Here is a 24,319-nt window from a genome sequence, read left to right as displayed (position 1 = left end):
ATAAAAAACAGGCGGGTACTTCGAACCACGAAGTACCCGCCTGTTCTTCATCTATAAACGACCGTCTGCAAAAGCTAAAATATACGTCCAATCCACCTCGGTCAGATCATGCTTACCCGCACGAATATGATAGCCGCAGCGCTCGGTGTATAGCGGTGTATCCAGCGCCGGAAACGGCTCTGCCGCCAGTCCGTCAGCCCCAAACAACCGGTACGCGGGCTCTGCTTGCTGCACCGAAAGATATTCAGAGGCCGGATCCGCCCACTCATCCTCTGCCGCACTCGAAACATAGAGCAGCCGCGGTGCAATCAGCGCAAGCAGCATATGCTGGTCAACCGGCAGCTCATCCTCGCGTTCATTGTAGCTTTTATAGTTCTCCGAGAACCAATGCGGGAAGTACGAGTTAATCTGATGAACTCGCTCCCCGACCTTTCCCCGCGATATCGCCGCGCCAGTGCAGCCGGACTCGTTGCTGACGACCATTGCAAAACGTTCGTCGAGCGCGCCGGCCCAAAGTGCTGTTTTGCCCCCGCGAGAGTGACCAATAACGGCAACCCTTGCCCCGTCCACGTCCGGGTCCGTCACCAAATAGTCCATTGCTCGGCTTAATCCCCACGCCCATGCGGCAATCGTCCCCCATGCGTCCGAAGCCCGCGGACGATCCGGCGAATCAAACAACCCATGCACGCCATTCACGAAGCCATCATGCTCATCGGGATCGATATCCTCTGCAGCAATCATGGCGGTTCCATATCCGCCGGAGATGATTTGCTCGATCGGCCAGAACGAGGAGGAAGGTGCATGCTGATCTGCCGCCGCAGAGAGCCGCCCGTGGTCAAACAATAGGAAAACCGGACACCGCTCCGTCGATGCGACTATCGCTGCAGGTAAATACAAGGTCAGGCGAATACGCCCTTGACCCTCGGCGAAATCAATATGAACGCTTCGGCAAATCGCCTTGCCATCCAAACAAGGTTCAGATGCGACAACCTCGAAAGTCATGCCGGGCGGTCGCTCCAGCGGCTGCCTGCCATACACATGCTCGGCAAACAAGTCGATGAGCTCATGTCTGCGCTGCTCCGACCATTGCTTTGCAGTATCTATGGCAAGGCCGCTCTGACTGACAAGAAGCTTCGGTAATGAAAGCAATCGTTCCATCGTTCGTTCCTCCTTAGACTTCAAACGTGTGCATGGATAATACATTCGAGGAAGTCATCGGATTTCCTTGTAGAGGTGAAATGCTGCATAACATGCAACATTCCAGTCCCCTTCAAGCACCATCAAGCTCAAATGCTGCACGAAATGCAACATTTGAGCGCTCAATGATCGTTTTAGTCTACTTTGGACTAGAAATGCTGCAGCCTGTGCAACATTTTCGAGTTTCGAGCATGAATTGGGATCAAATGCTGCATATTGTGCAACATTTGATCCCGCTTAGCGTAATCCGCTAAAGCGACCAACCTCGCACAAAACAAAAAGAACCGAGCGCCTGCCCAGTTCTCCACACCACATATACTCCACTACACCTACAGCTGATAGCCGACGGCTTTCTTCCAGCCTCCGTACACTTCAGCGCGCCAGGTTTCATCCCGCTCCGGTTCGAAAGTACGATCGAGCGCCCATAATTCGCGCAGCTCATCGACACCGCTCCAGAATCCAACACCGAGCCCGGCTAGATACGCTGCGCCAAGCGCAGTCGTTTCAAGCAGCACCGGCCTGATCACCGATACGCCGAGCAAATCGGCTTGGAATTGCATAAGCAGGCCGTTCGCGACTGCCCCGCCGTCAACCCGCAGCTCCGTCAGCGGCAATCCGGACTCCTCGGTCATCGTGTTCAGCACGTCCGCCGTCTGATACGCGATCGACTCGAGCGCCGCGCGCACTAGATGGGCCGAGGTCGCGCCGCGGGTAAGGCCCGTAATCATGCCGCGCGCATCCGCGTTCCAATACGGCGTGCCAAGCCCGGTAAACGCCGGCACGAAGTAGACGCCAAGCGTATCCGCGACCGAAGCGGCCAGCGCTTCGCTGTCTGATGCATGCGCAATCAGACCGAGTCCGTCGCGCAGCCACTGCATGACGGAGCCTGCCGTGAACACGCTGCCTTCGAGCGCATAGGTAGTCCGGCCGTCAATCTGCCACGCAATCGTCGTGAGCAGCCCTTTCGCCGATGCTACCGGCGCGTCGCCCGTGTTCTTGAGCAGGAAGCAGCCCGTCCCGTACGTATTCTTCGCCATGCCGGTATCGAAGCAGCCCTGCCCGAACAGCGCGGCTTGCTGATCGCCTGCCACGCCTGCGATCGGAATCCCCGCCGGCAAACCTTCAGCTCCTCCACAGGCTCCATCGCCAAGCAAACGCGTATACCCGAATATGCCGCTGGACGGCTTCACCTCCGGCAGCATGGCAGCCGGAATACCGAGCTTCGCCAAGATGTCGGCATCCCATTCCAGCGTATGAATGTTATACAGCATCGTTCGCGACGCATTGGAGACATCCGTTGCATGCACGGCACCTTCCGTCAGCTTCCAGATCAGCCAGCTGTCGATCGTTCCGGCCAGCGCTCGACCCTGCTCCGCTTGCTCGCGAAGACCCGGCACGGTGTCCAGCAGCCACTTCAACTTCGTGCCGGAGAAATACGGATCGAGCAGCAAGCCGGTTCGCGCGCGCACCTCATCCTCCCAGCCACCCTCCTTCAGCGCTTCGCATAGCGCGCTCGTCCGGCGGCACTGCCATACGATTGCAGGATGAAGCGGCTCACCGGTCTGCGCATCCCAGACTACAAGCGTTTCACGCTGGTTCGTAATCCCGATCGCGCGAATTTGCTCCACACCTACGCCGGCCGTCGCATCACGCATCACTTGCAGCTGCTTCTGCCAAATCTCATTCGCATCCTGTTCCACCCATCCAGCCTGCGGGAATACAGTGGCAAACTCGTGCTGCGCCGATCCGGCAGCACGCCCTTGCTCATCGAACAGGATCGCTCGGCAGGAGGTCGTTCCCTCGTCCAAAGCTAATATATAGCGCTCCATTGTCTTCGCTCCCCGTTACAAGCCTTCACCCTCAACTTATTCCTGCACCAATTCGGGAAATTCCGTAACCGCCTTAATTTCTGCTTTTACGCGGGCCAATTCCGCCTTGCCCTGTGCATCATTCCAGCCAAAGCGATGCCCCATCAATCGAAGGACAGGCTGTATCAACGTTTCCGCTCGTTTGCGGTCAAACAAAATCATACTCGTCCGCCGCAGCAAGAAATCAACTGCGCTGCAGGTCATCTCTTCCTCAATCGCGTAATCGAGCTCCGCCCGTAAAGTACGATCCCAATTCGGCGCAGCAGATACCCCTCCATGCATGGAAGCAGCCGAGCCTGCAGTGCCAACCGCCACCGTAATGCGTCCGGCCACCGCTTTAGCAGCCGCCGAACCCGCAGCAACGCCGGAGTCTCCGCTTTCCGCTTCCCGAAGCGCGGCATAACGCGCCAATAAATGCGCTGCATTGCTGCCATATCGCGCAATCCAGAGCTTCAAATCCTCCAGCGGCACACCTAACTTCAATCCTTGGCTCATCAGTTCCGCACGAAGCTCGTCAAACGAACGATAGCCGCCATAATCGCCGCCGGAGAGCATTTCATCCCCTGTCGTGCAGCGGCCAAACTTCCGTCCGGTACCGCGTTTAATCTCGTCTGCGACGAGATCCACGACCTTCTCGGCCATTTTGCGGAAGCCTGTCAGCTTGCCGCCTGCGATCGTGATGAGCCCTTTCTCCGAAATGAACATTTCGTCCTTCCGGGAAATTTCCGAGGGGCTCTTTCCATCTTCGTGAATGAGCGGCCGAACTCCTGCCCAGCATGACTCTACATCCGCTTCCGTAAGCTTCGCCGTAGGAAAAGCGGCATTCGCCGCATGCAATAGATAATCGCGGTCCGCGCGCGTCGTCACAACAGAACCGGGTTCGCCGTGATAGAACGTATCCGTCGTTCCGATATAGGTTTTGCCATCCCGTGGAATGATGAAGATCATCCGGCCATCCGGCACATCGATATAGACGGCCTGCTGCACCGGAAGCCGCTTGCCATCCACAACCAAATGTACGCCTTTCGTCAGCAGCAGCCTTTTGCCCGTCACTTCGCCGTCCAGCTTGCGCACATGATCAACCCACGGTCCAGCTGCATTCACGATCTTCCGCGCATAGACGTCATAATGCTTGCCGCTGCGCACGTCCGCAATTCGAGCGCCGCACACGACACCGTCTCGGTACAGCATCTCTTCCACTTTGGCATAGTTCACGATCTCCGCGCCATGCCGATGAGCGGTCTTCATCACCTCAAGCGTCAGCCTCGCATCGTCGGTCCGGTACTCATAATAGTAGCCCGAACCTCGCAGTCCCTCCCGCTTCAGCAGCGGCTCCAGCGCTTCCGTCTGCTCGCGCCCATACATTTTACGCCGCTCCGCACGCTTAACGCCTGCAAGTCTGTCATAAATATACAAGCCAATGGAAGATGCCAAATACCCGTAGGTGCCGCCTTTATAAACCGGCATCAGCATCGGTGTCGGCGTCACGACATGAGGCGCATGCTTGTGCAGCAGCGCCCGTTCGCGACCTACCTCGGCAACCAGCTTGACTTCACCTTGCTTCAAATATCGCAGTCCGCCATGCACCAGCTTGGTCGAGCGGCTGCTCGTACCCTGCGCAAAATCGCCCATCTCCACAAGACCTGTCCGAAGGCCGCGCCGCGATGCATCCCACGCAATCCCGGCCCCTGTAATGCCGCCCCCGATGATCAGCACATCGAGCAGCTCCGATGACATTCGCTCTAGACGCGCTGCCCGGTGCTCCACCGAGAAAGATTCGCCCATGCCGTTCATTCCTCCTTTACCGTACATCCATCCTCATATTATTACCCTTTAACCGCCGAACCGACCGTAAGCGCATTTTCCACCTGTTCGCTAAAGAGCATATACATCAGCAATGTCGGCAAGCTGGCAATCGTCATCGCCGCGCCCATCGCACCCCAGTCCGTCGTGAATTGACCTTGGAAGAAGAGCAAGCCAAGCGGCAATGTTTTCAAAGACTCTTTAGTTATCAGTATAAGCGCAATAGGAAATTCATTCCACGCAGCCAGAAATACGAAGATAATCATCGTCGCGACCGCGGGCCGAATGATCGGCAGCATAATGCTGAAGAACGCCCGATAGATCGATGCCCCGTCGATGCAAGCCGATTCTTCGAGCTCAACCGGAATACTGCGGAAGAAACCGTAGAACACCAAGGTGGCAAAAGAAAGATTGAACGCAATATAAGGAACGATCAGCGTGGCATAAGAGTTCGCCAGATGAAAGTCGCGCATCAGAATCGCGAGCGGAATCATGATGACCTGCACCGGCACGAACATCCCGATCGTCATATAGACTCTGGCTGCTCCGCTAAACCGCCATTTCATGCGCGCCACCGCATACGCGAACAGCACCGCAAGCGATAAACTTCCGACAACCGTAGCGATCGATACAATGACGCTATTCGTAAAGTACTGCGGGACATTGAAGCTTCGCCAAGCGGTCACATAATTCTCGAAACGGAAATGCGTCGGGAATCCGAACGGATTGGTGACGAAGATTTCATTATTGTCTTTGAGCGAGTACGCGATCATCCAGAACAAGGGATAGATAGAGAGCAAGGCGTAGAGCCAAATCATCAGATTGGATACGGGGTGCTTCAGTTTGAACATTCTCATAGGTGACATCTCCTTCCTAGTATACGATAGGATCGCGCGCGATAAGCCGGTTAATCAGCAGCGTAATGACCAAACATTCAATGACGAGAAACGCCGCCGAAGCACTTCCGTAGCCAAACTCGCCAACTCGGAACGCCGAACGATACATCATGTAGGTGAGCGTATACGTAGTCGTACCCGGACCGCCGCCAGTCATGATGAACATGTTGGCAAAAGCATTCAAGCCCCCTGTGAGCGCCAGCACCAGACAGAATTTATAAGTTTCAGAGAGCAGCGGAATCGTAATGCGGGCATGAGCCTGCAGCTTGTTGGCCCCATCGATCCGCGCCGCTTCCATGTAATGCTCCGGTACGGATTTGACTGCCGCGAGCAGCAGCGCAAAGTGATACCCCATATACTGCCAAGCGTTTACGGCCGCCAGTGCAAAGATTGCCGTCTTCTCATTGGTCAGCCAATCCTGTCGATACAAGAGGCCAAGCGCCTCGAACAGCTTGTTCAGCAAGCCGTATTCGCCGTTGTACATCGCAAGCCACAGCTGACAAACTACCGTGATGGACAGCACGACGGGAATAAAGACGCTGATCCGCACGAATTTACGGCCGCGCATTGCGATTTCCGCTACGGCGAAAGCAAGCAGTGTACCGATCACAATTTGCACAACCGCAATGACTACCGCGAACATCGCACCGTTATACACGGAAGTTCGGAATATGCGGTCATGGAACAATCGCTTATAGTTGTCGAGGAAGATGAACTTCCCTTGGGTCAAACCGTCCCAATCCAGCAAGCTTCGGTAGAAGACCTGCACGACAGGATAGAACACAACAACGGTATATAGTAAAAGGGCCGGTAAAATAAACAGTAGAATTGCCGTCTTGTTGCCCAGGTATTTTCGCATGCCGCCACTTCCTTTGTTATGAAATCATCCGTTTAGAGAAGAAAAACCCATACCGGGAGGCCGGCATGGGTTTTTCCGGTTAAGCTTACGCGCCGCTATCGGACGGCGCCTCAAACCTCATGCTTGTTCCTTACTTCGAAGCTTCGATTGCACTGTCAACGTCTTGCACGAACTGATCTGCCGTATAGTTGCCTGTCATTAGATTCTGCGAAGCATCCTCAATGGCTGCTTTGAACTTCGGATTGCTCAGACCCCATGCGAACGAGGTTGTTTTCATGTTCGGAATATCTTTAGCCAGCTGCTCCATGATCGGCGGGAATTTATTGATGACCGCTTTGTCGACCTTCGTTGCCACGAACGGCGTACCGCGCTCGGTGTACTTGTACTCCGCATACTTCTCCGAGATGAACGCCGCTACTTTTGCCGCAAGCTCCGGATCCTTCGTTGCCGAGCTGACCGCGTAGCCGCCAGGACCGCCGCCGCCGCTGAAGTTCAGCTTCGCGCCTTCATACGCAGCTGCATCTGCTCCAGGGATGTACATGTAGCCCAGCTTGTCGCCAAGCGCTTTGGTCGAAGCGTCGATTTCCCACTGACCGTTGACGAACATCGCCGCTTTTCCTTCATGGAACAGCGCTGCCGCTTGGTCATAGTTGAGGTTCGTTGCGCCCTTCGGCAGCAAGCCTGCACGTACTAGTGTTACGATTTGCTCCGCTGCTTGCTTGAACGCCGGATCGCTTGCTTTGGCCTCACCTTTGTCCAGCTTCGTAATGCCTGCCGCCTCCGTGCGAGTCGCGAACATATCGAACAGGGCAACGGTCGGCCATTTCTCTTTGGCGAATAGGGAGAGCGGCGTAATGCCTTTGTCATTGAACGCTTTAACTGCCGTCATCAGCTCATCGTAGGTTGTCGGCACCTTCACGTTATTCGCCTCGAAGAGCTCCTTGTTGTAGAACATCAGCGCAAGCTCATTGCCGGCATATGGGAAGGCGTAGATATGGCCGTCTTCCGTGACCAGCGTATTCATGGCGCTAGGCTGCATTTTGTCCTTGAAACCGAACTTGTCGGCATATTGGTCAAGCTCCAGAATGTTGCCTGATTTCTTCATCGTATTGATAATATCGAGACCCGCTTGGAAAATATCCGGCAGATTGCCTGTCGCTGCATACGTTTTGAGCTTCTGTCCGTCATCTTGCGCCTGCACGTCGAGCTCCAGCTCCACATTCGGCATTTCCTTCTTCAGTTCAGCAACTGCATAATCGTAAGGCTTCTTCGTATCGTCATCCGCATATTGCGCGTAAATCCGCAGCTTAACCGGCTCTGTATTCTCGGCTGGCGCGTTTGTACCTTCTTCTGCCGGCTTGTTGTTGCCGCCCGTATTGGCGTTCTTCACCGAGTCGTCGTTATTCGAGCCACAGGCTGCCAAACTTGTTACCATCACAGCTGAAATAAGCATTAGTGTCCATTTTTTCATCTTTAATACCCTCCCCTAATACTGTGTGCATCCCTTACGTTTCTCATTATAAAATGCCCTTTCACCCCCGATAATGGAAAAAACGATGGCGTTTTGTATTATCCGCGCATCGTTTCATTCCCTTTTATCCGATTCTCGTATTCACTTGGCGACCAACCGAAGAACTTCTTGAAACTCTTGCTGAAGTAGCTGCCATCGCTGAATCCGATACTCTCCGCGATATCCGACAGCTTGCGGTTGCCTGCTCCGAGCAGCTCCTTCGCTTTATTCATTCGAATATGCGTAATGTAATCCGTGACGGTCATCCCGTTCTCTTTCTTAAATACGGCGCGCAAGTAGCTGGCGTTGATGAACACATGCTGGGCTACCTTCTCTACGCCAAGCTCGGCATCGCCGTATTGCTCTTCGATGAAGGTTTTGGCCGCCTGCGCAATAATGGACGACCGCGTCTTCTTGTACCGCCTCGTATAGTGAACGGCCTTGGTGAACAGCTCCTTCATCCACCGCTCTGCTTCGTCTATGGAAGCCAGCTCGCGGATTTCGTGATAGGGGAAGAAATGCTCACCGAAGCAATCTTCAATCGGCTGACCCGCTTCACTGACATAACCGAGACAGACGGATACAAGACTCATGCAGATCACGTAGGTGTAATCGATTGACAGCTTCTGCTCCCGAATTAGCCGGAACAGCTCGCTCAGCTTAGCCTCGATTCTCACATCATCTTGCGCACGCAGCAGCAGCTGCAGCTCATCGCCAAGCTCAGGCGGATATTGCACGCCTGTTCCTTCCTTCGAGATATGCTGCCCGAAGGCGATGACGCGATCATTGCCCAGCACGAACTTGTTCTGCAGCGCCGTTAGCGCCTCATCGTAAGAGCAGCGAATGCCGCTAATCCCGCTATAGATTTGGCCGACGCCGATCGTAATCGTTAATTTCAAATATCGCTTGATTAGCATGCACAGCTTCTCGAACGGCTCCAGCTTCGGAAGCTCCGGCTGCGGCGATGGCGAAGTAGCTCCAGCAGCCCCGGCGCCGTGCGCCAAGCCATACAAGCAGATAATTCGCCCTTCCGGTCCATTGAAGATAACCGGCTTCCCGCCGGAATCCTCCATCGCTTCGGCCAGAATGTTGGTCACGGCATATTTCCATAGCAACCGTTCGCTGACCTCGCCCCACTTGCGATCAATCTCATCAATTTCGATACAAGCGACCGCGTAAGCCTTGGCATCCAGCCGCAGTTGATAAGAGCCCAGCCGCTGCAGCAGCACATCCTCATGTTCAGCTAATTCTCCGCTGACCAGTCGGTTCAGCACGCTCTCCTTCATCATCTGCAAATTTTTCAGATGCGTCGACTGCTCCTCCCGCTGCTTGCGGTGCTGCTCCTGCAGCTTCAGCAGCGTTAATGTCAGCTCATCTTTGGAGAATGGCTTTAAGATATAGTCTTCGACACCGATCTTGAGCGCGCGCCTCGCGTAATCGAATTCATTATGTCCCGTGATCAGCACGATGCTGATGCCGGGGTAGTCTTCCTTGAGCCGCTGCGCCAGCTCCAGCCCGTCCATGAACGGCATCGTAATATCGACAAGCGCGATGTCCGGCGTTATCTTCTGCGCGATTTCGAGCGCTTCAAGCCCGTTCTTCGCTTCACCAATGATTCGATAGCCATATAACTCCCAGTCCAGAACCGTGCGCAAATACTCCCGGAAGATCGACTCGTCATCCGCGATCAGTAAATTCAACATGTCTGCCGCCTCCTGTCTCTTCATGCTGCTCCATTGGCAATCGTACTTGTATCTCTGTTCCCACGCCGAGCCTACTTACCAGCGTCAGTCCATACCCCTCGCCAAAATAAAGCTTAATTCGGCTGTCTACACTCCGCAACCCGAATGAGCTACCGGTATTGCCAGCAGCGGACAGCGGCGCGACAGGCAATGTCTTCGCGGCGGCGGTATTCTCGCTTGGCTGCAGCAGCGTCTCCAGCCGTTCCGGCGGGATACCGACCCCGTCGTCCTGCACGGTGAGCAGCAGGTTCTGCCCTTCAATCCGGCCCGTCACGACAAGGTGGCCAAACTCCCCTTTCGTCTTCAGGCCGTGATAGATGGCGTTCTCCACGAGCGGCTGCAGCGTCAATTTCAACACCGTGCAGGAGAGCACTTCCGGCTGCACGTCGATTTGGTAATCGAACACATCGGCGTATCGAATCCGCTGAATGGCCAAATAATCGCGCAGCCCCTGCAGCTCATCCTGAAGGGGAATCGCCTCCCTGCCTTGGCTTAAGACAATCCGGTAATAGTCGGCAAGCGATTTGGTTGTGCGCTGCACATCCTTGACCCGCCCGATCTCCGAGAGGGTATAGATGACATCCAGCGTATTGTATAAGAAATGGGGCTTGATTTGAGATTGAATCAGGGCAAGCTCATACTCCCGCTTCTTCTTCTGTTCGAATCGCACATTATCCAGTAACTGATTAATGCGAGTAAGCATCGTATTAAAGCCGGATGCGAGCAGCCCAAGCTCATCATTGGATTTGACCGGCAGCTGGATGGTCAGATTCCCTTCTTTCACCAGCTTCATATACTTGGTCAGCAGCACGATGGGCCTGGCAATGAGGCGATTCAGAATGCCGGCACCCATCAGCGCGAACAAGAAGCAGAAGAAGCCGATCGTCATAATGAGCGCCGTGATCTTGCGATTATCTGCTGTCAGCGCGTTAAACGGCTCCATGGAGATCAGCTTCCAGCCGAACTTCGGCATCTCCGAGCTGATCACAAGCAGCTTGTCCCCTTGGAATCGATCGATTGTCGAGCCGCTGTTCGTCTCATTGATCCACTGCCGCAGCGCTTCGTCTCCAACCGGCTTCAGCAGCTGTTCCTTGTCTGTCGAGGAGACGATCGTTCCGGCTTGATCGGTCAGCATGTAACTGCCGCTCAGGTCTGTACCGATGTTGTTGTAAATCGCCGAGAGCGATTGCTCCTTCACATTAAGCACCAACAGACCAAGTTCCTGTCCGGTGTAGATGTTGTTGATTTTCTTCCCCACCGTAAGGACCGGCTCGTCTGCCCCGAGCGTAAGAAAGTCTCTCTTGTCCATCGGAAACCAGATGTTCTGACCGGTCGTTTCCCCAATGCGCTTGAGCATCGCGGTTTGCAGCAGTGTGTCCGGCTGCGGCTGCAGCTCTCCCGCATTCTCAATCGCAGCCGAGGTGCCATAGATCGTGCCATAGGTATCAATGAATGCAGCGCTCTCCACATCCGGGAAGACGAGCAGCGCAAAACTAAGCTGATTGGTAATCAGAGTCGACAGCTGCAAAGAGCGTTCCGGGCCGATTTCGCCTTTGTTGTGGTCTTGAATGACGCGGTTTAAGTTGATCGTCAAGATATTCGCGCAGCTCTCCGCATTCGTGAGAATGCCGTTCATTCGCGTGATGATCAGCGAGGAGTTGTCGCTCACGTTGCTGATCGTCTTATCGACGATGGCATTCGTATAAATGCTGTTGGACGCAAAGCCCAGCACAAGCAGCGGCACAATGATAAGCGGAATATAAATAGCGATGATTTTGTTGCGAATCACTTGATTCCGCAGCCAATTGGGATAGAACCCCTTTATCTGCACAGTTGCTTTGCTCCCTTCGCCTGTTCCCAATATCCAGCAACATTATAGCACAGCCCTGTTCAAAGACACCTCTGCATGCTACACTTTAGGAAAATAACGCTGCATGCAACTGGCGAAATCAGTGGAATGAACCACGAGGGAGCATGCGGATCGAAACACACCGTTCGCCTGGGGAGAAGTATTTGCGGCTGGCTATGTCTTGCGACGAGCCTGCCCGCGAATGCTTTTTTTCGTATATGCAGGTCACTCAATTCCAAGGTGAAGGAGAAGATCTCTATGGCCATTGTCTTGAAAGCAAAAGAAGCGGCGGAGCTTGTGTATTCGGAAATAGCGGCCCGCGTAGAGGAATGGAAGAAGGAAGGAAAGCAGCCGTCTCTGGCGATACTGCTAGTCGAGGGAGATCCTGCTTCAGCTTACTATGCGCGCTCCAAGCAGAAGATTGCCGAGAGGCTGGGCATAGCATTTCGGCTCCGTTCTTTCGGGAGCGATGTCTCGGAAGAGGAGCTGCAGCGCGTTATTACGGAGCTTAATGCAGATGACACTGTTCACGGAATCATGCTGGAGCTCCCTCTGCCTGCGCATCTATCGGCAGCCGCAATCGAGGCTTGCATAGCTCCTGCCAAGGATATCGACGGCGTCACACCGTCGAATAAACTTGCGGTTTACACCGGCAAGGGGGAAGGACTCTATCCCGCTACTCCTCAAGCATGCATCGAACTTCTTAAGCATTATGGTTATATTCTGGAAGGACGTAACGTGGTTTTAGTAGGCCGAGGGCAGACGGTCGGACTTCCGCTGTTCCATCTTCTTCAACGCGAGAACGCTACCGTCACCGTTTGTCATTCCAGGACGCCCGATCTAGGCGCTCATTTGAAGCATGCGGAAATCGCCATCGTTGCGGTTGGCAAGCCTGCCATGATCACGAAGGACATGGTGCATCCGGGCTTAACGGTCATCGACGCAGGTATTAACGAGCTTGCCGATGGCAAGATCACCGGTGATGCAGCGGCTGATCTAGGTGATGCGGCAGCGGCCGTCTCGCCGGTTCCCGGCGGCGTTGGCACCTTAACGACGGCGATCTTGTATCGCAATCTGATGAAAGCAATCGATATCCAGATGACTCTGAAAGGGGATGTGTAATAATGTCTACTGTCACGTGGGATGATTCCATTCGCCGCTTCTTAGAGAAGGCGGCAAGCAGCGACCCGACGCCGGGCGGCGGAAGCGCCGCCGCCCTTGCCGCAGCGCTCGGCACAGCCATGACGGCAATGGCAGCCCATCTCTCGCAAGGGGAGAAGTACGCGGATGCTCAGCTTGAAATTAACGCGGCTTTGAACGAAATGAGCCGGCTATCTACCGCGTGCGAGGCGTTGCTCGCCTCCGACATTTCGGCCTTTGACGGTTATATGCGTGCACTGAAGCTGCCCAAGCAGGAAGAAGCTGAGCGTTCGTTTCGCCATGAAGCCATCCATAACGCAACTATCGCCTCGATCGAAGTGCCTCTTCGGCTGATGGAGGTATGCGGTGCGGCGCTGCAGTCGACGCTAAGTATCGCTTCCTGCACGAATGCGCATGTCATCTCAGACCTGGGAATCGGCGCTTTGCTGCTTGAAGCCGCCGCGCAATCTGCGCTCTTAACGGTAGAAATCAATTTAGCAGCGCTGAAGGATGAAGGGATTAAGGCTCATTATGCAGCGAAACGGACCGCCCTTATCGCCGAAATTGAACAACTCAAAAACCGGACATTAGCTGTCGTTCGCGACAGAATCTAATGTCCGGTTCCCGCTATCTTTCAACTATCAAGCTGCTCCTTGCAACCTTACGCTGAAGCGCACTCCTTCAGCCGTATTGGCAATGCTATATTCAGCGCCATGTGCATCCAGTACTTTGCTGACAATATAGAGACCAAGTCCGCTGCCGCCGGTTGAGCGGCTGCGTGACTGCTCTGCCCGGTAGAAGGGCTCGAACAAGCGAGGCAGCTTCGATTCCTCTACCTGCACGCCGGTGTTCAGCACTTCGAGTCTATACCATGGATGAAGCGATTGTTCCGGCTGCTCGTTCCCTGTATCTTCAGCGCAATATTCTTCCGTTAATCGCACAACGACCCGCTCCGCATCCCCGGAATATTGAACGGCATTCGTAATAATGTTCGCCACAGCCTTCGACATGAGTCGTTCATCGGCCGTAATCATCGCTTCCTCCGGCAGCTCGACCTCCAGCTGCATATGTTTGACATCTGCCAAGTAGCTCATATTATTCATCGATTCCCGAATCAACTCGGACAGATCCACCTTCCGCATAAGCGGCCGGAAATCCCGGCTCTCCAGCTTCGACAGCTCCAGGATCTCGTGAACAAGCTTATCCATATCCTGCATAATCGTATAGGATTGGCGCAAATATCTGTCCCGATCGCGATAAGAGCCCACATTGGCAATCATCGCTTCCAATTGACCGCTCACTGCCGTAATCGGCGTCTTGAGCTCGTGGGAAATCGTCGCCACAAATTCTCGACGCTTCGCTTCCTGCTCGCGTTCCTGCTCGATATCACTCTTGAGCTGCGCATTCGCATCCTGCAATTCCCCCATCGTCAGCTGCAAATTAACCGCCAATTTGCTGAGGCTAAACGACAGCTCGCCCAACTCGTCCTTCGTGTTCAGCGCAGGCTTCGTAACGGAGAAGTCGAGCTTGGCCAGCCGTTTGGCCACTCGATTAAGCGAGAGAAGCGGCCGCGCGATTAGCCGGGAATAGATAAGCGCTCCGCCGACCGCAATCAATAGAATCGGGATTAGCATGTATGGCAGGAACAGCAAGATCACATCTGCCGCCTCCCCGATCGGCTGCAGCGGGGCATCCACGGACAGCGTATAAGGATCATCGCTTTCCGCGAATTTAATCGTCTTATCGACGCTCAGCATTTGCATGTTCGGGCCGCCGCCATTGCCGTCGCCCGGCCCTTTCGTAATCTCACGGCCATCGATCACCCGCCCAGCTTCAAGCTGCTTGCGCATGCCCAGGTAACTCGCATTCCGGGACAGCCAGCCGTTCATGCCCCGATAACTCGGCGGGATATAATACCCCTGCCCCTCCTTATCACGAATCATGAGAGCCGCATTATGCTCTTGACCAAATTTCGCCATCAGCGGAATGGCATCCGCTGCACTTTCGCCGTCGATCTGTTTCACTAGCTCGCTGAAGCTGCTCTCCAGGCGGGATTGCTTGATGGTCTTGTAATAACCGGGCAGCATGAAGTAAAGGGTTAGATAGATGAGCAAGGCCGATACGACCAGCAGCGCCGCCGTAACCATGAAGATTTTGAACCGTATTCCCTTGCGCCGAATCATCCTTCCACCAATGCCAGCTCAGACTCCAGCGAGTAGCCGACTCCTTTTACCGTGCGAATGACGGAGATGCCGAGCTTCTTGCGAATATTCTTAATATGAGCATCGACGATCCGGGAATCGCCGTAGAAGTCGTAGCCCCACACTTTGTCCAGCAGCATGTCGCGTGTCATAATCCGTCCGGCGTTATGTACGAGCGTATGCAGAATATCGAATTCCTTCGTCGTCGTATCTATGAGCTTGCCGTCGACGTAGATTTTGTAAGCATCGGCATCCAGCCTAAGCCTACCGTCGAACAGTTGCTCCCCCGACAGCCCGCTTCGCGTGCGCCGAAGGACCGCTTCCACCCGTTTCATCAATACGTGGAACGAGAACGGCTTCGTCACGTAATCATCCGCTTCTTCCTCGAACGCGCGCAGCTGATCCTTCTCCTCGCCCAGTGCCGTCAGTACGATAACCGGCGTATCGGAACGCTCGCGAATGCTGCGGCATATCTCGTAGCCATGCATGGAAGGCAGCATCAAATCCAAGATGACGAGGTCATACGACGATTGCTGAAATTTCTCCCAGCCTTCCAATCCGTCCCCCGCTACATCCACCTCATATTGTTGTGCCCGTAGAAACTCAGCGATGAGCTCTTGTATATAATAATCGTCTTCGATGACCAATATTGCAGCAGGCATCGTCCAATCCTCCATCCTACTTAAGCATGTTACGTCCAGCTTAACCGATGAAGATGAAAACAGTATGAATCATTTCTAAAAAAATACTGAAAACCGTTAGTGCAATGCAAAAAAACCACCAGCGTCCTGCTGATGGTTTCGTTAAGCACGTTTATCATTGATGGCCTTCATTAATGGTCCGTATTCTGGCGTGCCAGCTTCTCCTGCGCCATCCGTACAAGCTCTTTGACCATTGCTCCGCCGATTTGGCCGCCAATCTGACCGGCCGATTCCGTGGATAGTTCGCCGTTGTAACCGTGTTCCAGTGGAATGCCGAGTGACTTGGCTACTTCATATTTGACATCATCCGGCCTGCTCGGGTTCACGACAAAGCCTTCCCTGCGCATCACTTCTGCCTTAAATGCACTCATCTGAGCCTCGGCGCCCGGTACCAGATGTTTTCTCCGACTTCTTCTTGCCATTCTTTGTGCCGCCTCCTTAGGGGTGAGTCGTATCCCTTACCGTTCCCTAAGGATAATTTCTCTATTCATGCATCATTCAAACCAACCCTTGAGCTTAAACCAAGCAAACATGCCCGCCGCAAGCAGCACCATAAACACCAGCACGATATAGTAGCCCGCATGCCACCCGAGCTCGGGCATATTGGAGAAATTCATGCCATAAATACCCGCAATAAACGTCAGCGGCATGAAGATGACGGTTATGACCGTCAGTGTTTTCATGATGGTATTCATCCGATTGGAGTTCAGCGACATATAGTGATCGCGCAGATCCGAGGTCATATCGCGATTGGAATCGACCATCTCCGCCAGCTTCAGCAGATGATCGTAGATATCGGTGAAGAAGTGAAGGTAATGCTTTAGAGCCTCGATCCTTTGCGTATTGAGGATCCGATACAATAAGTCTCGCATAGGGACGATTGTTTTGCGTAGCCGGAGCAGCTTATTTCGAATTTCGAACACATGGCTGAGGTCCGTTCGGAATCCTTGATCGGAGCCGCCTAATTCCAGCAGCTGATCCTCGATCGCCTGCAGCGCCGGGAAATATTGATCCACCAGCTCATCCATCACGGTATAAGCGGCATGCAGACTGCCATGGGCTTCCGTGTGCGGTTTGCGGATGATTTTCTCCCAGGCTCGGTCGACCTCCTGAAGCTGCAGTTGATGGTAAGTCACCAAGAAATTCGGACCGACAAACAAATCCACCTCAGACGCCTCAAGCGTCTGCTCGTGAATCGCGTGAAGCACGAAGAAATGCACATCGTCGTAGTGGTCCATTTTGGGACGCTGCAAGTACAAGAGACAATCTTCGATAGCCAGCGGGTGAAAATGAAAATAATCATCCAGCAGCTTCGCTTCTTCTCCTGTCGGCTCGCAGAAATCAACCCAGTACCATTTTAGATGCGCTACGCCGCTTAAATCCTCCAGTTTGTTCAACTGCCTGATATGGTGATCGTTCGTAATGGCAAGAATTCGAATCATGGATCATGAGGCTCCGTCCGTATTTTTGTTCTTATTGTAGCATTAACGGTACTTGAACTTGAAGCTCACCACACCGCTATTATCCATCGTGTAGGAGTAGGAGGCGAGAAAATCGCCATAGTTCTTCAGCAGCGCTTCCCAGCCGCTCGGTCCTTGCTCGTCCTTATAGGTGCGTTTAATGGTGATGGATGACAATCGCGCTTCAACGGCGCTGCCGATTCTCGCTTCGAACTCTGCTTGATTGTTCACCGTGAGCCCGTTGATTACGTAGTAATTAAACGTATTGGCCGCAGCTACCGGAAGATCGTCCTTCCACGCATGATCCTCTCGAAGCGCATCGTCCGTCACGTTGAAATAGCCGTAGTTCAATCGCCCGGCCACATCCGGAACAGGATCGTCCCATGTGACATCGAGGTTGTAATACGCTCCGTTTATCTTCACTTTGTTCCACGCATGGCTGCCGCCGTCTGCCGTACCGATCACGATATGCGATTCAATGCCCGCCATGCTTAACAGCAGATCAGCGGTTCCCGCATAGCCTTGACATACTGCAACGCCATTCACCAGCACCCCGTACACGGAGTACGATTCCGGCGGAACGGTGTCATTCTTGTAATTCTCGTAATCATAGGCGGTATGCTGCAAAATATAATCATGAATCGCCAGCTCGCGCTCATATTCGGTCATCCCAGGTCGAATGATCTCCGCAAGCACCGCTCTCGCTCGGGTGTCGATTTCTTGGAGCTGCTCATCCTTGATGACGACGGGAAGCGATTGTTTGGCCGCCCTCAGCAGATCTTCCTCGTCGTTCACAAAATAAGTCCCGAACCGCGAGAAAATCCGGTACACCAATACGATAGCCTGCTCCCGTGTCGTCGTCACACGCGGCTGGAATCGCAGTTGGCTGCCGCTCACATTGCCTTTCATGATGCCGTTACCGGACAGCATGCTGATCGCATCGCGTGACCACTGGGCAAGCTGCTTGTCGTCCGCGAATTTCTGCGGCGTTCCTTTGCCCTCTTGGAGCTTCGTTTGGAAGCCCGCTTTGGTCAGCGTGTTATAGAGCATCAGCGCGAGCTGCTCACGCGTCACATTCGCCTTAGGCGAGAAAGTGTTCGGGCTTGTCCCTTTAATAATGCCGAGCTCGTAAGCTTGGCCAATTCGATAATTCGTCGTATCCCGGAACGGATTCTGCTTCGGCTCCGCCGGTTTCGTATTCGTCAGCACTTCGTAGAGCTGAACGGCCATCTCGCAAAACTCCTGCCGCGTCAATGCCAATCGGTAGCTATTCGTTAACCCATAGGGGATAAGTCCGCTCGTAATTGCATCTTGAATTTCTTGCTTCGCCCACTCGCTCGGTGAACCGGTTACTGCTGCTGTTGCTGCATTCGCTCGGCTTGAACCAAACCCAATCTGGCTTGCTCCAATACTTATGACAATGATGAGTGCAATATAATAGAATCTTCTCATACTACTCTATTAACCCTCCTGCGATTAGAAATCTATGGATTCAATACACTAGCGAAACCAGACTCTAATATTATCATAAATATGGTTGCGATTTACAAATTTCAACTCTTAAATTCTTCTTAAATGTACTTAATTCTTAAATTCCGAATTGTCGAATCGGTTCTTTTTACCTATTGATGTGATAAAGTAGAAGATATATGATATTAGATTATTTACTGAAGGAAGGCATCCGGTTGCGACAAAAACAATTGTTTCTACTACTAGCATTACCCGTTCTGCTGCTGCAGGCCTCACCTGCAACAGCTAGGGAAGAAGGACTTTCCCTACAGGTAAAATCAATTCAATTTCCGAGTGCCGATCGTACAATCCATGCTTCGCTAACAGGCTCTGAGCACTTTGACATCTCTTGGCATATAGATGGCGGAGAATGGCCCAGCAATTTATACGCAGCTACTGACAGCACATTTTACTACAAACAAGCAGGAAGTAGAGTCGCCATTCTTCCGTCAGGCGAAATAACCAAACCTCGTGCGAATGCTCAAGAGGTTCACCTTCCGATCCCTCCCGGCATCCAAGCCGAAGGCAGCAGGATTTCATCTTCCTTATCGAAACGCTCCTGGACCTATAGCCCTCCCGAAGGAAAGAGCTTTCTCCCGGACTCCCTCCAGACGGATCTAGCCGGCCACTTGTACATCCATGACGATCACGGCGGATGGTACGCTTTGAACTATGAAACGGGAAAAATACGGTATATGTTGCAGCTGGATTCAACCGAGCCCGGCGCAGACAGCGACTTCATTCGCTGCAGGGTTGCGCCTTCCGGCGATGCGATATGCGCATCGAAGCTGATTGGCATGATCGGCATCCGCGAGCGAACCACAGCTCCACGTGTCTTTATTAATGGCTTGGAGCAATTCTATGCGCAGAAACCGTTGATTCTGAATGGCACAACACTTGTACCGCTGCGTGGCATATTCGAGCAGCTCGGCGCAGCTGTCAAATGGGACGAAACTAATCATTCGATCAAGGCTAGCAAATCAGGTAAGACGATTAAGATTGTCGTGGGCAGCAAACAAGCTACAGTCGGCAATGAACTTATTACGCTGAGTAAAGCGCCGATCATTATAAACGGAACCACCTTTGTGCCGCTCCGTTTCATCAGTGAATCGCTTGGCGCAATCGTCATATGGGAAAGCCCTATAGCAGCCATTCAAATCATTTCATAAACTCATACCTCTCAACGAATCTATTGAAGCGGAGGCTATCCCTTGACATATCGACCCTTAATTCTCGTAATCATCTTAGCAGGTGTACTCGTACTATCCTTCTTCACCTGGAAGCAATTATTCGCCTCCTCAGAACCGCAGCGCGTATCGTTCATTCCTGTCGAAACAAATGAACAGGTGCTGGACAACCCTTATACGGGGTTCGTAACTGACGCTAGATACGACGATGCGACTCAGCCTTTCCGACTCGCGCATGTCAACTTAAAATGGGCAGACTTGGAACCAACGAAGGGCAACTATGCCTTCGAAGAAGTAGAGCAGACGTTTAATTATTCTCTTTGGAAGCAGCGTAACGTCAAGCTTGTCATTCGCGTTATATTGGATTATCCGAGTGACGAAGCCCATAAGGATATCCCGAAATGGCTGTACGAGGAGATCGGCAAGAAAGGGACGATTTACAACACCAGCTATGGAAAGGGCTTTAGTCCTGATTACAACAATCCTCTGTTGATTCAATATCACCGTCAGCTCATTAAGAAGCTCGCTGAGCGTTACAATAATGATTCTACCGTTGCCTTTGTCGAGCTTGGGAGCCTAGGACATTGGGGAGAATGGCATACATATGACGGTGAAGAAACGAAGAAACATATTCCTTTTCCAAAACGTGTGATCGCTGACCAGTATGTCCAGCCTTACATTGATTTCTTCACGAAGAAGCCGCTTATGATGCGCAGACCGCATGCCATCGCTAAGGAGCATGGAATGGGCTTGTTCAATGATGCATTCGCCGAGCGATCGGAAACTATTAATGGGTTTTTGGACTGGTTTACCAATGGCTATACGAATTGGCTGACGCAAGAAGAGGAACCTGCGATGCCTAACTTCTGGACTAAGGCACCTAGCGGCGGAGAGTTTTCCAGCAGCAGCACCCTGCTGTCTGACCAAAATATTGAAGAAGCCCTACTCGAGGCCAAATTGACACATGTATCCTGGATGGGGCCTTATGCTCCATTATCAGAGCCTGTGGGTGGGCCAATGCAAAACAACATCAATCGATTCTTGAATACCATCGGCTACCGATTCGTTATTACTGAGGAGTCACATGAAGAAGAGATGAGTGCAGGCCAGCCGCTGCACGTCCAATTAACGGTGAACAATCGCGGTATAGCTCCATTCTACTTCAAATGGCCGCTGGAGCTTGGTTTAGTGGACGAGACGGGAACTGTCCGCACCTCTGTTACAACGAATATTGATATTCGTTCTTGGCTGCCCGGTAGATCACAAGTATTTGCCGAACTACCTATCCCTACTAATTTACCAGAAGGAAGCTACCGCGTGACCGCAGCCATATTAGATCCAGAGACAGGGTTGCCAGGTGTCCAAATGGCGATTAACGAAAAACGTGACGACGGTAGGTATCCTCTAGGTACAGTGAACATATATGACAAGTGAAAATTTGTAAACAAAAGTAGATTCAAGTAAAAAGATGTAAAGATGAGTCTTTGTAACTAGTAAATATGTGCCTATTTTGTGTCTATGGAGTTCTTTATGCCTATGTCACAACTCTAGTAGTTATACTATATTAATCCTATAGAAATCGAAAAGGCAAAACTGGAGAAATCCAGCGACGCAAAACTACAGGGACCTCCGCCTTATAAGGCAAGGTCAGCCAGTTACCGAAGTCGTTACACGAGACCTGCACTCAGCAGATCCTGGACACTTCCGGGATCTGTTTCTCTTTCTATAACACTATAGAAGAAGGTGCCAGGTTATGAAAAAACGGAACCGCAGTTGGTGCATTTTGGTACTCGCAATGTTTCTCTCACTCACACTTCCCTTATCCGCATTCGCACAAGACACTGCAACCTCTACGCAGTCTGGAAATAAACTACTCATCTACTATGCAACCCCGAAGCTGGTTAACAATCTGGGCAACGACGCTGCAGCTGCAGCCGTTTTCGCCAAATACGATTACGTTGTATTCGGTGCAGGTCTAGATAGCCCAACCCATTCTTATCATGTTTCGACACAAAACATTATTCAGCTCATTCACTCGCTTAATCCATCCACAAAAATTTTCGGTTATGTTGACCTTGGCGTGTCAACTAACAATTTCCCTACCGGAGTACTACAAACAAAAATCATGCAGTGGAAACAAATGGGTGTTAATGGTATCTTCCTTGATGACTCAGGTTACGACTTCCTGACTCCCCGTGAACGGTTGAATACTACATTGGATTTTATCCATAATAATCAATTAAGTGGATTTGTAAATGCATGGAAGCCAGATGATGTCCTGGGCAGTGCAGTCACCTCGATGAACCCAACCGGAGCGCCGACGCATATGGGCAGAAACGACTTCTATTTACTTGAGAGCTTTGTAGTTAATACAGCTACTTCCAACACAGCCTACAAGTCTAATGGCGGATATGCTCTAAGCTCAGCGATGAAGCAGCGTGGAGACAAGGTTATTCAATACAAAAAGCAGCTTGGTGTCAAAATGCTAGCTATCAACATTGTTGACTATTCGGTTTACACGAATGATCAAATTGCTAAATTTTTTCAAATGGCTGAGGTCGGTTCGCTAATCTTCGGTTTAGACGGATACGGCGTGACTGGCTCTTACTACAGTGCAAGTGGAGCGAATCGCTTTATCGTCCGCGATCACGCCTACAACACTAACTACAACAATCTGCTTTCCAAATTTCCCGGATATACCGCTAATACAGCACAAACCGAATTCGCTCGTGCCGGATTCAAGCTTCATAATGAGCCATCCTCCCACTGGTGGAATTATCGTCAGCTATAATCGATGTCAACCAGTGATGGCAGCCTAATTTGATAGATACCCCCTCTAAGTAGACAGAGAAGAGCACCGCTCTTACCGTTCACATTAGAGGGTTTTTTTTTGCTGCAGCTCCTATAATTCATATAAAAAAAGCACCCTTGAATAATCCGGGTGCTTTGACTAATCAGAAGAGTTCTTTCGTGATGTTACGGCGCATAGTCACCATTGTAACTAATAAGTACAGCATCTTTAACACCATCAAAGTTAGAGATTTCGCTGACGAAGGCAGTGTTATCATCACGCAAACGAATTTCAACCGTCATTTCTGTCATATCCTTGCGTACAGTTTTTGATTTCAAAACATGATTCATTTTGCGAAGCGCAGTTTTAACTTGATCGCTCGCCCGCTCCTCAAAGTTAACAATCAGGAGATATGGTGAATCCTTCCTCTTACTCTTTGCCAGCATAAATAGAACCGCACTGACCGCAATGGAACCTATAATCGCAATCGGGTAAATTTTCGCCCCTGTTGCTATCCCCACCGTAATGGCCCAGAACATAAACATAATATCGAGTGGATCTTTGACAGCTGTTCTGAAACGAACGATACTGAGCGCGCCTACCATCCCCAGCGATAGCACGATATTGGTGCTAATCGTCATAATAACGATCGTCGTCAACATGGTCATAATAACAAACGTCAGATTGTAGTTGTGACTATAGACTACGCCCCGGAACGTCTTGTAGTATGTCCAGTAAATGAACATCCCGAGCAGATAAGAGATAAGCAAGCCGATGATGATCTCTGTTATCGATACCTGCTTAAACGCCTCAAGCTCTAAAACGCTTTTTTTTAACACTTCTTGAAAATTAATTGTATCTCCCATGTAAACCCTTTTCCCCCTCAAGCTATTCTGCAAAACTCTTTCTTCGTTCACGGCAAATTACATATTTCGAAATTGTAGACCTGTTCGCGGCCGACATTTGCAAAAGTCCATATACGAAATCCGGAAGGAATTGATTATATTTGACCTCCAGAATGGTCTTGGGACCTTCAATTGACTCAACCATCGGTAGGTCCACGTCGAAAATATCCAACGATTGTACACTCGCCTTCAAGCGCTTATCAAATGTTATTCTGACATCGCTAACCGGATAGACGTACGCTTCCCGTACATAGTCCACGACAACAACCGGCTTAAGAAAACCATGCTTATAGTCAAAATAGAAATCTCTAGCCAGCGGATGATCCAACTGCAGCAGAAATTCCGCGTCTCCTGCAACAAGCCGATCAAATTGCTCCCTGGTCATGCTAACCGATTCTTTCGCAATGAACTCATTAAACTTGCTCTTCCGTTCAAGATTGATAACCGCATCGCTCTTGTTATAGACACGAATTCGGTACTTCTTCCGCTGAAACACGCCATCATTCTTATCAATAAGCGCGCTCTCTTGTACATTATCAAAATACAGGCTGCGAATATGATAGCCTTCACGGCCGATAGAATTCTTGTCCATCTTAAGCACAGAAGCCAGTCGTTCACGAAGCCCTAAGTATTCATGGTAATGGATATAATATTTCATCTCATGTCTCAGTTTTTTTCCAGCAAATTGCATGAACTTGTCC

20 protein-coding genes and 2 riboswitches are annotated in these 24,319 nt (G+C 51.7%); of the genes, 5 read left to right on the top strand and 15 right to left on the bottom strand.

Annotated features, from left to right (window positions below):
• Positions 1-51 precede the first annotated feature (51 nt).
• The 8 genes from BLW29_RS09535 to BLW29_RS09495 form a co-directional block, all read right to left on the bottom strand.
• Positions 52-1,158, bottom strand: coding sequence for a glucuronyl esterase domain-containing protein (locus BLW29_RS09535; protein ID WP_090978649.1), 1,107 nt, complete (start codon positions 1,156-1,158; stop codon positions 52-54).
• 368 nt (positions 1,159-1,526) lie between these two features.
• Positions 1,527-3,026 carry a glycerol kinase GlpK gene (gene glpK, locus BLW29_RS09525; RefSeq protein ID WP_090978645.1) on the bottom strand — a complete coding sequence of 500 codons (1,500 nt, stop codon included), beginning with the start codon at positions 3,024-3,026 and terminating at the stop codon, positions 1,527-1,529.
• A gap of 36 nt (positions 3,027-3,062) precedes the next feature.
• Positions 3,063-4,850, bottom strand: a complete 1,788-nt coding sequence (locus tag BLW29_RS09520) for a glycerol-3-phosphate dehydrogenase/oxidase (protein ID WP_090978643.1) — start codon at positions 4,848-4,850, stop codon at positions 3,063-3,065.
• A 41-nt stretch (positions 4,851-4,891) separates the two neighbouring features.
• Entirely contained in the window at positions 4,892-5,725 is an 834-nt protein-coding gene (locus tag BLW29_RS09515) for a carbohydrate ABC transporter permease (RefSeq protein ID WP_256208481.1), read from the bottom strand.
• Positions 5,726-5,741: 16 nt separating this feature from the next.
• The gene (locus BLW29_RS09510; protein WP_090978639.1) at positions 5,742-6,623 is read right to left on the bottom strand and encodes a carbohydrate ABC transporter permease; all 882 of its coding nucleotides are present in this window, start codon (positions 6,621-6,623) and stop codon (positions 5,742-5,744) included.
• Positions 6,624-6,753: 130 nt separating this feature from the next.
• Positions 6,754-8,094, bottom strand: a complete 1,341-nt coding sequence (locus BLW29_RS09505; protein ID WP_090978637.1) for an ABC transporter substrate-binding protein — start codon at positions 8,092-8,094, stop codon at positions 6,754-6,756.
• Positions 8,095-8,192: 98 nt separating this feature from the next.
• On the bottom strand, positions 8,193-9,836 hold the full coding sequence (locus tag BLW29_RS09500) for a response regulator (RefSeq protein WP_177186559.1): 1,644 nt from the start codon (positions 9,834-9,836) through the stop codon (positions 8,193-8,195).
• Entirely contained in the window at positions 9,811-11,706 is a 1,896-nt protein-coding gene (locus tag BLW29_RS09495; protein ID WP_143044371.1) for a sensor histidine kinase, read from the bottom strand. Before BLW29_RS09495 ends, BLW29_RS09500 begins: the two co-directional genes overlap by 26 nt.
• A gap of 95 nt (positions 11,707-11,801) precedes the next feature.
• Positions 11,802-11,887: riboswitch (ZMP/ZTP riboswitch) on the top strand.
• 95 nt (positions 11,888-11,982) lie between these two features.
• Here BLW29_RS09495 and BLW29_RS09490 point away from each other — a divergent pair.
• Together BLW29_RS09490 and BLW29_RS09485 are read left to right on the top strand one after the other, a co-directional pair.
• Positions 11,983-12,846, top strand: coding sequence for a bifunctional 5,10-methylenetetrahydrofolate dehydrogenase/5,10-methenyltetrahydrofolate cyclohydrolase (locus BLW29_RS09490; RefSeq protein ID WP_090978632.1), 864 nt, complete (start codon positions 11,983-11,985; stop codon positions 12,844-12,846).
• 2 nt (positions 12,847-12,848) lie between these two features.
• Entirely contained in the window at positions 12,849-13,478 is a 630-nt protein-coding gene (locus BLW29_RS09485; RefSeq protein ID WP_090978631.1) for a cyclodeaminase/cyclohydrolase family protein, read from the top strand.
• A 27-nt stretch (positions 13,479-13,505) separates the two neighbouring features.
• Here the strand turns inward: BLW29_RS09485 and BLW29_RS09480 are convergent, their stop codons facing one another.
• The 5 genes from BLW29_RS09480 to BLW29_RS09460 all read right to left on the bottom strand — a co-directional run bounded on the left by BLW29_RS09480 (position 13,506) and on the right by BLW29_RS09460 (position 18,678).
• A complete protein-coding gene (locus BLW29_RS09480; protein ID WP_256208478.1) occupies positions 13,506-15,047 on the bottom strand; it encodes a sensor histidine kinase in 1,542 nt (513 codons plus the stop codon).
• Positions 15,044-15,727, bottom strand: a complete 684-nt coding sequence (locus tag BLW29_RS09475) for a response regulator transcription factor (protein ID WP_090978629.1) — start codon at positions 15,725-15,727, stop codon at positions 15,044-15,046. The genes BLW29_RS09480 and BLW29_RS09475 overlap by 4 nt, the downstream gene beginning before the upstream one ends.
• Before the next feature lie 170 nt (positions 15,728-15,897).
• Positions 15,898-16,188 carry a small, acid-soluble spore protein, alpha/beta type gene (locus tag BLW29_RS09470; protein ID WP_090978627.1) on the bottom strand — a complete coding sequence of 97 codons (291 nt, stop codon included), beginning with the start codon at positions 16,186-16,188 and terminating at the stop codon, positions 15,898-15,900.
• Between the two features lie 72 nt (positions 16,189-16,260).
• On the bottom strand, positions 16,261-17,208 hold the full coding sequence (corA, locus tag BLW29_RS09465; protein ID WP_090978625.1) for a magnesium/cobalt transporter CorA: 948 nt from the start codon (positions 17,206-17,208) through the stop codon (positions 16,261-16,263).
• Between the two features lie 42 nt (positions 17,209-17,250).
• A complete protein-coding gene (locus BLW29_RS09460) occupies positions 17,251-18,678 on the bottom strand; it encodes an S-layer homology domain-containing protein (RefSeq protein WP_090978623.1) in 1,428 nt (475 codons plus the stop codon).
• 233 nt (positions 18,679-18,911) lie between these two features.
• On the opposite strand from BLW29_RS09460, the gene BLW29_RS09455 reads away from it, so the two are divergent.
• From BLW29_RS09455 to BLW29_RS09445, 3 genes are all read left to right on the top strand, one after another.
• Positions 18,912-19,904, top strand: a complete 993-nt coding sequence (locus BLW29_RS09455) for a copper amine oxidase N-terminal domain-containing protein (protein ID WP_177186558.1) — start codon at positions 18,912-18,914, stop codon at positions 19,902-19,904.
• A gap of 42 nt (positions 19,905-19,946) precedes the next feature.
• Positions 19,947-21,356, top strand: coding sequence for a DUF4832 domain-containing protein (locus tag BLW29_RS09450; protein WP_090978619.1), 1,410 nt, complete (start codon positions 19,947-19,949; stop codon positions 21,354-21,356).
• Between the two features lie 142 nt (positions 21,357-21,498).
• A riboswitch (cyclic di-GMP riboswitch) is annotated at positions 21,499-21,585 on the top strand.
• A 90-nt stretch (positions 21,586-21,675) separates the two neighbouring features.
• A complete protein-coding gene (locus tag BLW29_RS09445) occupies positions 21,676-22,713 on the top strand; it encodes a hypothetical protein (protein WP_090978617.1) in 1,038 nt (345 codons plus the stop codon).
• 185 nt (positions 22,714-22,898) lie between these two features.
• On the opposite strand, the gene BLW29_RS09440 is transcribed toward BLW29_RS09445, so the two are convergent.
• Together BLW29_RS09440 and BLW29_RS09435 are read right to left on the bottom strand one after the other, a co-directional pair.
• On the bottom strand, positions 22,899-23,579 hold the full coding sequence (locus BLW29_RS09440) for a DUF4956 domain-containing protein (protein ID WP_090978615.1): 681 nt from the start codon (positions 23,577-23,579) through the stop codon (positions 22,899-22,901).
• A 22-nt stretch (positions 23,580-23,601) separates the two neighbouring features.
• Entirely contained in the window at positions 23,602-24,309 is a 708-nt protein-coding gene (locus BLW29_RS09435; protein WP_090978613.1) for a polyphosphate polymerase domain-containing protein, read from the bottom strand.
• Positions 24,310-24,319 lie beyond the last annotated feature (10 nt).

It is taken from the genome of Paenibacillus sp. CF384, assembly GCF_900106745.1.
In the GTDB taxonomy this organism is placed as follows: domain Bacteria; phylum Bacillota; class Bacilli; order Paenibacillales; family Paenibacillaceae; genus Paenibacillus_Z.
Note: the sequence above shows the minus strand (reverse complement) of the source record. Positions and strands in the feature narration are given on the sequence as shown.